Genomic DNA, 14,983 nt, shown 5'->3' with positions numbered 1-14,983 from the left:
CTGGCCTGAGTACGCCGGCCTCGGTGCCGGCCTGGTCGCCTCCCGGCGGTCAGGCCCGCACCGGGGTGGCCGGCCCGGTGGCACCGTCCGCGCGGGCGATCACGGCGTGGTGGTCGATCGGGGCCCGGTGGCCGGCCCGGTCCAGCGCGCCGAGCATCTGCTGGTCGAAGAGCTCCTGGCTGCCAGCCAGCGGTTCCGGCATGTGCCCGAACAGCTCCAGCGCGATCAGCCCGTGCAACTGGGTCCACACCGACATGCAGGCCGCCGTCCCGGCCGGGGAGAGATCGGCGCAGTCCCAGGCCAGCAACTGCTCGCGCAGGCCGGGCGACAGCTCGACCTCCAGCACGGACGGGTCGATGTCGCCGGCCGCGATCGCCTCCGCCATGCACCGGAACATCACCGCGACGGACCGCTCGAGCTCGTTGATGAGCGCCTCGCTGTGGTCGGTGAGGTCGGTCGGCTGCGGGCCGAAGATCAGCGTGTACTCGGTGGGGCTGTCCTTCGCCCACTGGCGGTGGGCCCGGGCGACGAGGAGCCAGCGCACCGCCTGGTCGTCAGCGGGCGCCGTGGCGAAGGCGGCTTCGAGCGCGTCGGCGAGCGAGGCGTACGCGTCCTGGGCGAGCACGGAGATCAGCGCGGCGCGGCTGTCGAAGTACCGGTAGAGCGCCGACGGGGTCATCCCCATCGCGCGGGCGACGGCTCGCAGCGAGAGTGCGGCGGTGCCGTGCTCGGCGAGCTGGGCGTGGGCGGCCGCCTTGATCTCCTCGATCGTCGCCTGGCGGACTCGTTCGCGTCGTGGGGCTGTGCTTGTCACAGCGCCATGCTGGGCTCAGTGGTGAGCGGTGTCAACTTTCGAGAACAGGGGTCTTGACGGCGACCGGTGTTTGCGAACACTGTTCTCTCAAGCGATCGGTTCTCTCGGGAGGGTTCCGTGTTCACGGCAGTAGCCAAGCTAGTCACCCGCCGGCCACGACTTGTGCTTCTGGTAACCCTTGCCGCGCTCCTGGGCGCCGGGGTGCTGGGAATGGGCGCGTTCGGCAAGCTCGAGTCGGCGGGGTTCGACGACCCCGCCTCCGACTCCAGCCGGGCCGCCGACCTCGTCGACACGAAGTTCGGTGGGGAGCCGAACCTCGTCCTGCTCGTCACGGCCCGCGCCGGGGCCCCGGGCACGGACCCCCCGGCCGTCGACACCCCCGCGGTGGCCGACGCCGGCCGTCGCCTCGCCACCGAGCTGGCCGCCCAGCCCGGGGTGACCAACGTGTCGTCCTACTGGACCGGGGCCTCGCCGCTGGTCTCCGACGACGGCCGGGCCGCGCTGGTCCTGGCCAGCGTGGACGACGACCACGAGTCCGACCTCGTCGCGAAGTACGAGGACCTCTTCGAGGCCGGCCGGCCCGGCGGGCCCGACGCCGACTCCCCGGTCACCGTCCGCCCCGGCGGCGCGGCGACCGTCGGAGAGGACATCAACGGCCAGGTGGGCGCGGACCTGGCCGTGGCCGAGTCCATCGCGATACCGATCACGATGGTGCTGCTGGTGATCGCCTTCGGCGGCCTGCTCGCCGCGCTGCTGCCGCTGGGGATCGGGCTGGTCGGCATCCTGGGCGGCTTCGCGTTCCTGTCGGTCGTCGGCGGCCTGACCGACGTGTCGATCTTCGCCGTGAACCTGACCACGGCACTCGGTCTCGGCCTCGGTATCGACTACGCGCTGCTCATGGTCAGCCGGTTCCGGGAGGAGCTCGCCGCGGGCCACGACCGGGCCACGGCGGTGTCGACCACGGTGCGCACGGCCGGCCGCACGATTCTGTTCAGCGGCGCGACGGTGATCGTCGCGCTCGCGGTGATGCTGGTCTTCCCGCCGTACTTCCTGAAGTCGATGGCGTACGCGGGCATCGCCGTCACCGCGGTCGCCGTGATCACCGCCGTGACGGCGCTGCCCGCCGTGCTCATGCTGCTCGGCCCGCAGGTGAACGCGCTGCGCGTCGGCGGCCTGATCGGGCGGCTGCGCCGCCGCCGGGGCGAGTCCTCGGCCGTTGCGGGAGTCCCGACCGCCACGAGCGCCGCGGCGGGCGGGGGAGCGCCCGGGGCGGAGCGGGAGGTGCCGCGGGAGGCCGTCGAGTCGCCGTTCTGGCGGCGGGTGGCCACCACCGTCATGCGCCGCCCGCTGCTGACCGGGCTGCCCGTCGTCGCCCTGCTCCTCGCGCTCGGCGCGCCGTTCCTGCACGTCGAGTTCGGCACCCCGGACGACCGGGTCCTGCGCGAGGACGCCTCCAGCCGGGCCGTCGGGGACGTCCTGCGCGACGACTTCTCCTCCAACGACGCCGGGGCGATCGTCGTCGTCCTCACCGGCCCGACCGAGCGGCTCGGTGCGACGGGCATCGCCGACTACGCCACGGAGCTGTCCGGGCTCGACGGCGTGGCCCGGGTCGACAGCTCCGCGGGCATCGTGCTCGACGGGCGGGTCGTCGTGCCACCGGGCCCGACCACCGAGCGGTACGCGGCCGAGAACGCCGCCTACCTGCGGGTGGTGTCCTCGGTGGAGCCGCACTCCGACGAGGCCCAGGCGCTGGTCGGCGTGATCCGGCACACCGCCACCCCGGCGGGCACCCAGGCGCTGGTCGGCGGTCCGCCGGCGGTGCTCGTCGACGGCAAGGCGACCATCGGCGACCGGCTCCCGCTGGCCATCGGCCTGATCGCGCTGGCCACGTTCGTCCTGCTGTTCCTGTTCACCGGCAGCGTGCTGCTGCCGCTGAAGGCGATCGTGATGAACGGGCTGACGCTGACCGCCGTCTTCGGTGTGGCTGTCTGGATCTTCCAGGACGGTCATCTCTCCGGGGCGCTCGGCTTCACCCCGGGCCCGCTGGACACGTCCATGCCGGTGCTGCTGTTCTGCATCGCGTTCGGCCTGAGCATGGACTACGAGGTCTTCCTGCTCTCCCGGATCAAGGAGGAGCACGACGCGGGCGCGTCGAACACCGAGGCGGTCGCCACCGGCCTCGCCCGCACCGGTCGCCTCGTGACGACCGCCGCGGCGCTGCTCGCGGTCACCTTCCTCGCCTTCGGGACGTCCTCGGTGCGGTTCATGCAGATGTTCGGCCTGGGCACGGCGCTGGCGATCCTGCTGGACGCCTCGCTGATCCGCGGGGTGCTGGTGCCGGCGTTCATGCGGGTGGCCGGGCAGGCCAACTGGTGGGCGCCGAAGCCGCTGCGGGCGCTGCACGCCCGGATCGGCCTCAGTGAGGGCTCCGGCGAGGGCCCCGGCGCGGGGCCCACCACCGAGGGAGTCAGTAGCGTTCGAAGCCCCGCCGGCGCTCCCAGTCGGTGACCGTCCGCTCGTAGCCGGCCAGCTCGACGTCGGCGGCGTGCGCCAGATGGTCGACGACCCGCTCGCCGAACGCGGTCCGGGCCGTGGCGCTCTCCCGCCACGCCCGGGCCGCGTCGCGTAGCGAGGCGGGCAGCCGCGGCACGTCCGGCGCGGCGAAGACGTTCCCGGCACGCGGCGGCGGCAGCGGCAGCCGGTTCTCGATGCCGTGCAGCCCGGCGGCGAGCATGCCCGCGATCGCCAGGTAGGGGTTGGCGTCGCCGCCGGGCACCCGGTGCTCGATGCGCAGCGACCGGCCGCGCCCGACGACCCGGATCGCGCAGGTGCGGTTGTCCAGGCCCCAGGAGATCCCGGTCGGCGCGAAGCCGCCTGGCGCCAGCCGCTTGTAGGAGTTCACGGTGGGCGCGTAGAGCAGGGTGAGCTCGGCCATGCAGGCGAGCTGCCCGGCCACGAACCACCGCATCAGCTCCGACATCCCGGCGTCCGGGCCGGCGCCGTCAGCGGGCGCGCCGGCGGCGAGGACGAAGCCGTCGTCGGCGGCGCGCAGTGAGAGGTGGACGTGGCAGGAGTTGCCCTCACCCTGGTCGTACTTGGCCATGAAGGTCAGGGCACGCCCGGCCGCGCCCGCGATCTTCTTCGCGGTCGTCTTGTAGAGCGCGTGCCGGTCGCAGGTGCGCAGCGCCTCGTCGTACCGGAAGACGATCTCGTACTGGCCCGGGTGGACCTCGGCCCGCGCCGACTCGACCGGTGCGCCCGCCGCGGCCATCGCCCGGCGGATCGACCGGACGAGATCGTCCATCCGTTCGGTGCCGGCGAGCGCGTAGTCGACGTTGTAGGAGCTGGCCGGGGTGAGCCGGGCGTAGTCGCGCCGGGCGGCCTTGCGGTAGGCCTCCTCGAACACGAGGAACTCCAGCTCGGTGCCGGCCAGCGCGCGCAGCCCCAGCGCCGCCAGCCGGTCCAGCTGCCGGCGCAGGACGGTCCGCGGCGCCACGTCCACCGGCGTCCCGTCGGGCCAGACCGCGTCCGCGATCACGATCGCGGACTCCGGGTGCCACGGCGCGTGCCCCAGCGTCGACAGGTCCGGGACGAGCCGCAGATCCCCGAAGCCGCCCTCCCACGGGTCGTAGGCGTAGCCGGGGCCGGTCTCCATCTCCACGTCGACGGCGTGCAGGTACGCGCACGCCCCCAGGCCGTCGCCGCCCAGCACCTCCTCGCGGAAGTACTCCGGTGACAGCCCGGTCCCCACCAGCCGGCCCTGCAGGTCGGGCACGGCGACGATCACCTCGTCCACGTCACCGAGCAGCGTCGCCAGGCCCGGGTGCTCCGCCGTGTGGTCCGCCGCCGTGTGGTCCGCCCGCGTGCCGCCGGCCCGGGTGTGGTCCGGTTCGGGGGTCACCCGTGGCTCCGCCGCGGTGGGGCGAGCACCAGCGGGTTCGCCACCGTGCCGTGCAGGACGTCGAACTGGGCGTCCCGCCCGGAGCGGTCGTGGAAACCCGCCCCGGCGAACTGCTCCCGGTTGAGGCAGACCCGCTCGAAGGACGGGGCCAGCAGGTCGACCGCGGCGAACCGCTCGGCGTACTCCGGGTGGGCCTCCTGGTAGTCCTCCACGGCGCCGCGGACGAGCGACCAGAACTCCTCCTCGGGTACGCCGAGATGGTCGGCGGCGATCACCGAGAAGTAGCGGAAGTGGCCGGCGAACACCGCCGAGAGCACCGAGTGGGCGAGCATCCGGCCCGGCCAGTGGCGGCACAGCGCGCCGGCGCCGCCGTCCGTCGCCGCCCGCTCGGGGAACTCTCCCTCGACGAGGTCGATGTCCGCGCCGAAGTCCTTCACCGCGATCCGCCGCGGGATCCCACCGGCGTCGAACACGCAGATCACGTTCTCGCCGTGCGGGGTGAACGCCACCCCGTACACGTACAGGTAGTGCAGCAGCGGCGGGAGCAGCGCGTCCAGCAGCGCGGCGAGCCACCGCGCCGGCTCGAGCCCGGAGCGGCGGACGAGCTCGGCGGCCAGCGACTCGCCGTCCGCGCCGACGGTGAGCAGGCAGGCCATCGTCCGGGCCCGCTCGTCGGGGGCCAGGAAGGACGCGACCGGCTCCCGCCAGAGCACCCCGAGCAGCTCGTGCAGCCGGTAGGGGGCGTCCGGCACCGCGTCGAAGGCGGGATGCGCGACGGTGGCTCCGGCGATCTCGGGCAGCACGACGACGCCGGTGGCCCGCAGCACCGGATCACCGTGGGCGAGTGACACCAGCCACGCCGAGACGGCCGGTCCGGCGGTGGCGTCCGCGGCGGACATCCCGCGCCACACCAGCGTGTTCCGGATCATCAGCGCGAGCTTGACGTCGCGCCGGCCCGGGGTGTCGATGTTCGCCACCGTGCGCACGGACTGCAACGGCAGGTAGCGGTCGGGCGCCTCGCCGAGGTCGACCAGCTGCCCGGTGGCGAGCGGGCCGGCGAACATCGGCGCGACCACGTTCTCCCACTGCCACGGGTGCACCGGTAGCCACACGTACCGCTCGGCCAACGCGGCGGCGTCCGCCCCGGCGGTGGGCTCGAGCGCGGCGCGCAGGACCGCGCCGAACTCGGCTCTGGTGGCGGCGGAGAGCTCGGCCTCACGCAGCCCGGTGGCGCCCAGCCCGGGGCCGGTGACGAGCCGCGCCAGCTCGGCGTGGGCGGCCACCCAGCGCAGCCGGAACGGGCGGCGCGACTCCGGGGCGTACCGCGCCGCGTCGGCCGCGTCGAACCCGAGCCGCCCCTTGTTCGCGATCATGCAGGGATGACCGGTCTGGTGCCCCTCCAGCTCAAGGTGGGAGAGGTCGGCGAGCGCGCGGGCCGGCAGGGCCGTCCGCAGGATCTCGGCGTCGGCGCGCTGGGTGGCCGTCACCTCGCGCACGACATCGGTCAGGACGTCCCCGGACCAGCCCAGGTCCTGCCGGGTGTCGAGCAGGAACCGGGCCGGGTCCCAGGCCGGCTCGCCGTCGCGGCGCAGCGTCGCCGGGTCGGGCCACCAGGTGCCGAACGTGCCGCGCCGGGCGGTGAACGTGTACGTGACGGGGCCGCACTCGATCCGGTACGGCGCCGGCGCGCCGCGCCCGACCGGCGGCGGGGTGCGCGGCGGGGACGCCGGCTCGGCCCGCGGGACGAGCAGCTCCTCGTAGGCGAGCTCCGCGATCAGTCGGGTGAGCAGCGCCAGCCCGGCAGCGCGCCACCGCCCCGCGGCGGCTGTGGGAAGCCCGGTGGTCAACGGCCCGCTCCGCCGACCTCGACGGGCCGGGCCGGGGCGGTGCCCGCGGCGGGCCCGCCGGGCGACTGGGGCCGGGCCGGGGCGCCGAAGGTGGTGAACGCGGCCGGGCGGGGCAGGCGGTGCGCCCGGCCACCGGTGAGATCGTCGAGGATGACCGCCGCCCGCCAGGCCCCCAGCCCGAGGTCGGGCGCGCCCACACCGTGCGTGTGCAGCTCGGCGTTCTGGACGTAGATCCGCCCGCTCACCTCCGGCTCGGTCGCGACCCGGTACCGCTCGTCGACCTTGAACCGGCCGCCGGCGTCGAGGTCGAGCAGCCCGGCCACCGGGTCGAGCAGCGCCGGCCGGCGGGCCGCGTAGCCGGTGGCCAGCACGACCGCGTCGGTGTCGACGACGAACTCCCGGTGCTGGTCCCGGTGCCGGCAGCGCAGGCGGTAGCTGAGCTCTCCGCCGCCGTGGGTCACCCCTTTCACCGACACGTTCGGCAGCAGCAGGGCGTCCGCGTCGGCGCCGCCGATGCTGCGTTCGTAGAGCAGGTCGTAGATCTCGGCGATGGTCTGCGCGTCGACGCCCTTGTACAGCTGCCACTGGCCGGGGACGACGGCGTCCTTCGTCTCCTGGTCGAGTCCGTGAAAGTAGCGGACGTGGTCAGGAGTGAACTGTTCCAGGCCCAGCTTGGAGTACTCCATGGGGGCGAAGGCCCTGGTCCGGGTGATCCAGGCCAGCGAGTGCCCCGTCCCGGGCTGCGAGCGGAGCAGGTCGAGGAACACCTCGGCGCCGGACTGCCCGGAGCCGACGACGGTGACGTGCCGGGCGCCGTCGAGCTGGTCGCGACGTCCCAGGTAGTCGGCCGAGTGGAACACCCGGGGGTCGGCCACGGTGGCGAAGGCCTCCGGGACGGCCGGCTCGGTGCCCACGCCGAGCACCAGGTTGCGCGCTGTCACGGTCACCGGGGCCGGCTCGCCGGCGTGGCTGACCGTCACCCGGAACAGGGCGGCGTCGGGATGCCAGCGCACCGCGTCGACCCGGGAGCCGAACCGCGCCGACCCCAGGGCGTGCGCCACCCAGCGGCAGTAGTCGTCGTACTCGCGGCGCGGCAGGTGGAAGCGTTCGTAGAGGTAGAACCGGAACAGCCGGTCGTGCTCGCGCAGGTAGGACAGGAACGACCAGCGGCTGGTCGGGTCGATCAGCGTGACCAGGTCGGCCAGGAACGGCACCTGCAGCGACGTGCCCTCCAGCAGCAGCCCGGGATGCCAGCGGAACGCGTCCTGCCGCTCGAAGAAGGCCGTTCGCAGCCCCGGCACGCCGTCGGCGAGCGCCGCCAGCGACAGGTTGAACGGGCCCAGCCCCACGCCGAGCAGGTCGTAGGGCGCGCCGGCGGACGCCTCAGGCCCGGCGGCGGGGGAGGGTGACATCACGGGCGGACCTCCACGAGCGGATTGGGAATCTCCACGTAGACGGACTGGCTCGCCACCGGCCCCACCAACTCGTCCCGGCCGTCCACGCACATCCGCAGGTTGGCCTTGCAGGGCAGGGTGGGCGCGTCCAGCAGCTGGTCAAGCAGGCCGTGACGGGGCAGCTCCGAGCGCAGCGCGAGGAGCGCGTCCCGCAGGCCGCGCAGCAGGTCGGGCTCGTCGGCGATCCCCGCCGCGCCCAGCGCCCCGATGACAGCGAGGGCGTTGTTCACGACGGCGTAGTAGACGACCCGCTGCTCGACCAACTCGTCGTCGAACACCGCGGGCAGGCCGTCGCCGAGGCCGGGGACCTCGCGCCGCGCGGCGTCGGCGTGCGAGGCGGCCAGGTAGTAGCCCTGGCTGTCGCGGTACCACCCGGCGATCGGCCAGCCCCGCTCGTCCAGCGAGACGAGGGTGTTCTGCAGGTGGGCCTCCAGGCCGACGCCGCGGCGCAGGTAGAGGTCGAGCACCGGGATGACGAGCACCCGCAGGTAGCGGGCGAACCACTCGCGGGCCACCGGCCCGGTGGGCGCTGATCCGGCCAGACGGCTGATCAGCCCGGCGAGCATCGACCGCCGAGAGCGCCCGGGAGCTCCCGGCTCCAGATCCGGCCGGTCGGCCACCAGCGCCGCGGCGCACGCGACGCGGTCACCCGCGCTGAACGGGTTCGTCCGCAGAGTGCACTCCAGGCCCTCGGCCCGCACCCCGGCCCAGGACGGCTCCGGGACGAGCCGGAAGGCCGGGTGGCGGGCCCGCAGCCACCCGTCGAGGGCCAGCCGGGCGTACCTGGCCATCTCGGCGCCCAGATCGAGCTCGTCGCGGTGCAGCTCGCGCCGCGAGTTGGTGATCCGCATGCCCAGCGAGAGCTTGAGCATGACCGGCGCGTCCGGCCGCCAGACGGTGCGCAGGGACGCCGTCGGGAACCAGGGCGGGCCGGTCGGGCCGAGGTCCACCAGCCGGCCGTCCGCGAGCAGGCTGGCGACCTCCGGGCGGGCGGGGACGGCCCGCGCCTGCCAGGGATGGGCCGGCAGCGCCCGGTACCCCGGCGGTAGCGCCGGGCTGCCGCCGCCGCCGCGCAGCGACGCGAGCAGCGCGGACGGGTCCGGGCCGCCGTGCCGGACGATGTCGGGATGCGCGGCGAACCAGTGCAGCGGGAAGGAGCCGTCCAGCTCGGGTGAGTACCGGGCGCACTCGGCCTCGGGCGCCTCCCCCCGGTTCTTGGCGGCGGGGTGGAACGGGTGCCCGGTGACGAGGGCGCGTTCCGCGGCGAGGAAGGGCTCGGCGGGCGCGCGGCGGGGGAACGCGATGATGCGCGCGATCCACTCGGCCGAGTCGAGGACGCGCGCCAGCGCCGTCCGCGTGGCCGCGGCCGGCGACCCGCCCCCGGCTCCAGCTCCGGTCGCGGCTGCGGCCTCGCGGATCAGGAGCGCGGCGAGCAGGCTGGCGTCGAGCGGGGCGCCGCCCAGCCGCGGCCGGCCGAAACGGTGCCAGCCGGTGGCGGAGCGGTAGGTCAGCGCGACGTCGACAGTGAGCCCGGTGGACGGCAGCGCCAGCCGCAGCTCCCCACCACCGGGGACCGGCGGCGGCCCGAACTCCCGGGTCCAGCAGCGCAGCAGCACCTCGGTCACGACCTCGTCCGCAGCGTCCGCCGGAGCCCACGTGCCTGCCGGAGTCCTCATGCCTGCCGGAGCCGTCGCGGACGTCGCGGACGTCGCGGACGTCTCGGACGTCTCGGACGTCTCGGCGGGACCGCTCGGGCCGGTCACGCCGCCGGCTCGGCGGCCAGCCGGTCGCCGGTCGCGGCGACGAGGGCGAGCAGGGCGGTGACGTCGGCCGGCGTCGCGGCCGGGTTCAGCAGCGTCAGCTTGAGGTGGACGGCGCCGTCCACCCCGGCCGTGGTCCGCCCGACGACCGCCGCGCCCTCGGCGAGCAGCCGGAGCCGGATCGCCGCGTTCAGCCGGTCCAGCGCCTCCTGGCTTCCCGTCTCCCGGTCGTGGACGTCGTGGACGTCGTGGACGTCGTGGACGTAGCGGAAGAGCACGGTGCTGAGGGTCACCGGTGCCGAGAGCGCGAGCCGCTGGTCCGCCTCGATGACGGCCGCGGCGTGCCGGGCGAGGCGGTGGCAGGCGTCCACCAGGGCGCCGAGCCTGTCCCGGCCCAGCGCGCGCAGGGTCACGGCGATCTTGAACGCGTCCGGCCGGCGGGTGGTGCGAAGCGACCGGCCCAGCAGGCTCGGGTAGCCGGCGGCGGTCTCGTCGGCGGGGTTGAGGTAGGCGGCCTCGGTCTCCAGCCGCTCCCACCCGCGGCCGGACGGGGTGAGGAAGATCCCCGCGGGGGTCGGTTGCCATCCCAGCTTGTGCAGGTCGAGGGCGATGGAGTCGGCCTCGGCCAGTCCGGCGAGCAGCCCGGACAGCCGGTGGGAGAACAGGGCGCCGCCGCCGTGGGCCGCGTCCACGTGCAGCCAGCCGGGTGCAGGGTGCGCACGCACCGCCGCGGCGATCTCGCCCAGCGGGTCGATGGCGCCCGCGTCCGTCGTGCCCGCCGTCGCGACGACGAGGGCGGGCCCGCCGTGGCCGGCCAGCGCCGCCCGCAGCGCGCCGACGTCCATCCGGTGCGCGCCGTCGACCGGGACGGTGACCACCTCGCCGAGCCCCAGCAGCTCGGCGCCGCGGTGCACCGAATGGTGGCCGGCCGCCGAGCAGAGGACGGCGACCCGCGGCCCGCCGCCGCTACCACCACCGCCACCGGGACCCTGGGCGCCGATCAGCAGCCCCATCAGGTTGGACTCGGTGCCGCCGGTGGTCACCGTGCCCACCGCGCGCGCCGGGTCCAGGCCGGCCAGCTCGGCCAGCGCGGCGACGACCTCCGTCTCGACCGTCGTCGCGGCCGGGGCCTGGTCCCAGGAGTCCAGCGACGGGTTGAGCGCGCTGACCGCGAGATCGGCGGCTACGGCGACGGGCAGCGGCGGGCAGTGCAGGTGCGCCGCGCAGAACGGGTCGGCGGGGTCGGCTGAGCCCGCCGAGAGCATGCGGGTGAGGGCGTCGAGAGCCGCGGCCTCGCCGCTGCCCGCCGCGGTGAGCAGCCGCCCCCCGCCGAGCGCGGCCAGCGCCACCCGCCGGACGGCCACCGGCCCGCCGGCCGGCAGCGGGCCGACCCGGTCGCGGCGGCCCGCGTCGAGCGCGCCCAGGGCGACGCCGAGCAGGTCCCGCAACTCGTCGGCCGGGCGGTGACCCGGCCTGGTCATCCCGCCTGCTCGGTCGCCGCGGTTGCAGTCGCTGCGGTGACAGTCGCCGCGGAAACGGACTCCGCGAGGATCTCCAACGCGAGGTCGGCCTCCTCGTCGGTGACGGTCAGCGGCGGCAGCAGCCGCAGGACGGCGTCGTCCCGGCCGCCGAGCTCGATGATCAGACCACGGGCGAGGCACTCGGACCGGATCGCCGCGGCGAGGCGGGGGTCCGCCGGGCGCGCGCCGATCTCGTCCGGCGCCGCCTCGGCCGAGACGACCTCCAGCCCGAGCATCAGGCCCCGTCCGCGCACGTCGCCGATGAACGGCTTGCCCCGGGCGATGCTCTCCAGGCCGGTCAGCAGCCGCTCGCCGGCCGCGGCCGCGCGCTCGGCCAGGGCCTGCGTCCGCACGAGCTCGAGTGTGGCGCGCCCGGCGGCCATGGCGAGCTGGTTGCCGCGGAACGTGCCGGCGTGCGCGCCCGGAGCCCAGGTGTCCAGCTCGGCGCGGTAGGCGACGACCGCCAGCGGCAGGCCGCCACCGATCGCCTTGGACATGACGAGCATGTCGGGCACCACCCCGGCGCGCTCACAGGCCCAGAACGTGCCGGTGCGCCCGACCCCGGTCTGCACCTCGTCCAGGATGAGCGGGATGCCGCGGCGAGTGGTGAGCTCGCGCATCGCGCGCAGCCAGGTGTCCGGCGCCGGGATCACGCCGCCCTCGCCCTGCACCGGCTCGAGGATCATCGCCGCCGGGCTGGTGATCCCGCCGCACGAGTCGTCGAGCAGCCGCTCGACGTAGCTGGCCGAGATCTCCGCGCTCGCCGCGCCGCCGACCCCGAACGGGCAGCGGTAGGGGTAGGGAAACGGCAGCCGGACGACCGCCCCGGCGACCGGCAGCGGCTCCTTCGCGGCGACCTTGCCGGTCACGGCGAGGGCTCCGGACGTCATCCCGTGGTAGGCGCCGGTGAAGGCGAGCACGTTGTGGTGCCCGGTGACCGTCTGCGCCAGCTTCAGCGCCGCCTCGACGGCGTCCGCGCCGGTCGGCCCGCAGAACAGCAGTTTCGGGTCCTCCCGCAGCCCGGGCGGCAGGTCGCCCACCAGCTCCTCGGCGAACGCGTCCTTCTCCGGGGTGGCGATGTCGAGGGCGTGCAGCGGGGCACCCGAGCGCAGGACCCGCTCGATCTCCTCGACGACCACCGGGTGGTTGTGGCCGACGGCCAGGGTGCCGGCACCGGCGAGGAAGTCCAGGTAGCGTCGTCCGTCGGCACCCACGATCCAACAGCCCGCCGCCTCGACCGGCACGATCGGCAGGGAGCGGGCGTAGGTGCGGGCGGCCGATTCGCGGGCCTCCTGCCGGGCCAGGATCGCCGGCGCCACGGCGGGATCCGCGCCGTCGGGGCCGACGCCGACATCGGCTGGCGAGATCGTCGTCACGGGCGATTCCCCTTCGAACGGGCCGGGTCAAGGAAGGCTAACTTAATTCATTCCTGATCCCCGGCCTGTGAACGAGCAGAGGTCTTCCTCTCGCGGCTGCCCTCGTGGTCGCGGTTACCCGTACGAAAATGTTGCCCTTCGTAAGGTTACGATCGCCCAGGGCTGGAAACGGTCGTTTCCGGTGACCTCCGGTTGGTCGTACGTCACCCTCGGCGGCCCGTGGCAGCTGCTCGTAACGTCGCCGGGCTTGCGCGTTGCGCATCAACCCCGTCATCGTCACATGTCGGGACGTCGGACGTCGCGCGGGAACCGGGCCGAGCGGGTGCGGTCCTGGTCACGGGCGCACGGGCGCCGGAAGGGTGCGCCGTGCTGGATCTCCCCATCTCCGCCGCGCCGCTGCGCGCGCTCGGCCCCGATCGGCTGCCGGCGGCGGTGCTCGCGTGCCTGCGGGAGTGGCCCGCGCGGCGCGGAGAGATCGGCGGCTACCTCTACTCGCCGGCGGTGGCCGCGGCACGGGCCGCCGAGCTGCGCCGACACCTGCCCGACTGGGCGGAGCTGCTCTTCGCGGTCAAGGCGAACGCCTTCCCCCCGATCCTCGACGCCCTGCTCGCCGGAACCGCGAACACCGACGCCGGGACCGCCGCGGGTGCCGGGAGCGGCGCTCGTGCCGGTGCCGGCATCGATGGGTTCGAGGTCTCGTCGGCGCACGAGCTCGCCCTGGCCGCCGCGGCCGTGGAGCGTGCCCGGCAGCGGGGCGCGGTGCGGGCGGCCGGGCAACACCCGTCCGGCGGGGCGCGGCTGGTGGCGTCCGGGCCGGGCAAGTCGGTGAGCCTGCTGCGTGCGCTCCTTGGCGCGGTGCCGGCGGGGGGCGCGGTGCCGGCGGTCGACGTCGTCAACGCCGAGAGCCCGCTGGAGCTGCGGCGGATCGACGCCGTGGCGGCGGAGACGGGGCGGCGGGCCGCCGTCGCGCTGCGGGTGAACCCGGCCCGCGTCGGCCTCTCCGGCTCGCTGCGGATGGGCGGGCGCCCGACCGCTTTCGGAATCCAGGAGCGGGACGTGCCCGCGGCGGTCGAGCTGGCCCGCTCGCTGCAGTGGATCGACCTGGTCGGCTTCCACGTCCACGCGGTGTCGGGGAACCTCGATGCCACCGCCCACCTGGACTATGTGCGGTGGTGCCTGGACTTCGCCGTCCGTCAGGCCCGCCTGGGCGATGTCGACCTGCGGGTGGTGGATGTCGGTGGCGGCCTCGGGGTGCCCTTCGAGCCCGACCGGCTCGGCGAGCGGCCCTTCGACCTGGACGTCTTCGGCGCCGGCCTGGACCAGTTGCGTCCCCCGACCGGGGTCCGGGTGGTCTTCGAGCCCGGCCGGGCCCTGGTGGCCGACTGCGGCTGGTACGCGGCCGAGGTGACCGACGTCAAGCTGGTCCACGGCGGCGCCTTCGCGGTCCTGCGCGGCGGCATCCACCACTTCCAGCTGCCGACGTCCTGGGAGATCGTCCACAACTTCGCCGTCGTCCCGCGGGACGACTGGCTGCCCGGCTGGCCCCGGCCGGAGGTGGCTGCGGGCCCGGTGACCGTGGTGGGGGAGCTGTGCACCCCCGAGGACACCCTCGCCCGCGACGTGACCGTCGACCGGCTGCGCGCCGGGGATGTCGTCGTCTTCCCGATGGCCGGCGCCTACGGCTACGAGTTCGCGATGCACGAGTTCCTCGGCCACCCGCGCGCCCACCGCGTCGTCGTGGACCAGCCGGGTACGGGACTCAACTCCGGGGTTCCCGGTCGGCGCGGTACCTAGGGCATCCGGATGACCGGGAGGTCGAACCAGAGGTACTTGCCGGACTCCACCGACACCGCGCCCCAGCTGCCGGCCAGGGCGTCCAGGACGAGCAGGCCGCGGCCGCCCTCGGCGTCCGGGTCGGCCTCGCGGCGCTGCGGCAGGGTGGTCGACGTGTCCGAGACCGAGGCGTGGACGAGGCCCGGCCGCAGCTCGACCAGCAGCCACACCGGTGGCCGCCCGTACTTGACCGCGTTGGTGACGAGCTCGCTGACCAGCAGCTCGGCGGTGCACCGCGTGTCGTCGGGCAGGCCGGTCAGAACCAGGCACTCACGGAGGACCCGCCGCGCCTGCGGGACGGCGGACGGCAGGTAGGGCAGCTCGGCGAGGATGTGCGTGGCCGGTGGGCGACACGAGCTCGCCTGCCGCACCACGTTCACCGGAACCGACGTAGGACTCATCGATCACCATGTCTGAACGGGGACATCCCGGACCGCCTACCCATCGGATCGCCTGAGCAATCTCCTACGCGGTGTTG

Annotated in this window: 10 protein-coding genes; 2 read left to right on the top strand and 8 right to left on the bottom strand. The window is 74.9% G+C overall.

Annotated elements, in window-relative coordinates; translation table 11 throughout:
• Nucleotides 1-49: 49 nt before the first annotated feature.
• Nucleotides 50-814, bottom strand: a complete 765-nt coding sequence (locus AC559T_RS12475) for a TetR/AcrR family transcriptional regulator (protein ID WP_498868806.1) — start codon at nt 812-814, stop codon at nt 50-52.
• A gap of 117 nt (nt 815-931) precedes the next feature.
• On the opposite strand from AC559T_RS12475, the gene AC559T_RS12470 reads away from it, so the two are divergent.
• Nucleotides 932-3,322, top strand: a complete 2,391-nt coding sequence (locus AC559T_RS12470; protein WP_498868805.1) for an MMPL family transporter — start codon at nt 932-934, stop codon at nt 3,320-3,322.
• Here AC559T_RS12470 and AC559T_RS12465 read toward each other — a convergent pair.
• The 6 genes from AC559T_RS12465 to AC559T_RS12440 are packed head-to-tail and all read right to left on the bottom strand — an operon-like array spanning nt 3,282 to nt 12,672.
• Entirely contained in the window at nt 3,282-4,715 is a 1,434-nt protein-coding gene (locus AC559T_RS12465; RefSeq protein ID WP_498868804.1) for a glutamine synthetase family protein, read from the bottom strand. The genes AC559T_RS12470 and AC559T_RS12465 overlap by 41 nt on opposite strands.
• Nucleotides 4,712-6,562 (bottom strand): IucA/IucC family protein, encoded by a 1,851-nt coding sequence (locus tag AC559T_RS12460; protein WP_498868803.1) that lies wholly within the window; start codon nt 6,560-6,562, stop codon nt 4,712-4,714. Before AC559T_RS12460 ends, AC559T_RS12465 begins: the two co-directional genes overlap by 4 nt.
• A complete protein-coding gene (locus tag AC559T_RS12455) occupies nt 6,559-7,974 on the bottom strand; it encodes a lysine N(6)-hydroxylase/L-ornithine N(5)-oxygenase family protein (protein WP_498868833.1) in 1,416 nt (471 codons plus the stop codon). The genes AC559T_RS12460 and AC559T_RS12455 overlap by 4 nt, the downstream gene beginning before the upstream one ends.
• Complete coding sequence (locus tag AC559T_RS12450) at nt 7,974-9,779, bottom strand: IucA/IucC family protein (protein WP_498868802.1); 1,806 nt, start codon at nt 9,777-9,779, stop codon at nt 7,974-7,976. Before AC559T_RS12450 ends, AC559T_RS12455 begins: the two co-directional genes overlap by 1 nt.
• Complete coding sequence (locus AC559T_RS12445) at nt 9,776-11,257, bottom strand: pyridoxal phosphate-dependent decarboxylase family protein (protein WP_498868801.1); 1,482 nt, start codon at nt 11,255-11,257, stop codon at nt 9,776-9,778. The genes AC559T_RS12450 and AC559T_RS12445 overlap by 4 nt, the downstream gene beginning before the upstream one ends.
• Nucleotides 11,254-12,672, bottom strand: coding sequence for a diaminobutyrate--2-oxoglutarate transaminase family protein (locus AC559T_RS12440; protein ID WP_498868800.1), 1,419 nt, complete (start codon nt 12,670-12,672; stop codon nt 11,254-11,256). The genes AC559T_RS12445 and AC559T_RS12440 overlap by 4 nt, the downstream gene beginning before the upstream one ends.
• A 366-nt stretch (nt 12,673-13,038) precedes the next feature.
• Between AC559T_RS12440 and AC559T_RS12435 the strand changes: the two genes are divergently transcribed.
• On the top strand, nt 13,039-14,466 hold the full coding sequence (locus AC559T_RS12435) for a type III PLP-dependent enzyme domain-containing protein (protein WP_498868799.1): 1,428 nt from the start codon (nt 13,039-13,041) through the stop codon (nt 14,464-14,466).
• Here AC559T_RS12435 and AC559T_RS12430 read toward each other — a convergent pair.
• Nucleotides 14,463-14,906: an ATP-binding protein gene (locus AC559T_RS12430; RefSeq protein WP_498868798.1), complete on the bottom strand. Its 444-nt coding sequence runs from the start codon at nt 14,904-14,906 to the stop codon at nt 14,463-14,465. The genes AC559T_RS12435 and AC559T_RS12430 overlap by 4 nt on opposite strands.
• Nucleotides 14,907-14,983 lie beyond the last annotated feature (77 nt).

This window comes from Frankia sp. Hr75.2, assembly GCF_949319125.1.
GTDB classification, from domain to species: Bacteria; Actinomycetota; Actinomycetes; order Frankiales; family Frankiaceae; genus Parafrankia; species Parafrankia soli.
Note: the sequence above shows the minus strand (reverse complement) of the source record. Positions and strands in the feature narration are given on the sequence as shown.

Bases quoted from the DNA above. Each gene is read 5' to 3' on its own strand.
- AC559T_RS12430 (WP_498868798.1), bottom strand. From the start codon at position 14,906: ATGAGTCCTACGTCGGTTCCGGTGAACGTGGTGCGGCAGGCGAGCTCG.
- AC559T_RS12455 (WP_498868833.1), bottom strand. From the start codon at position 7,974: ATGTCACCCTCCCCCGCCGCCGGGCCTGAGGCGTCCGCCGGCGCGCCC.
- AC559T_RS12445 (WP_498868801.1), bottom strand. From the start codon at position 11,257: ATGACCAGGCCGGGTCACCGCCCGGCCGACGAGTTGCGGGACCTGCTC.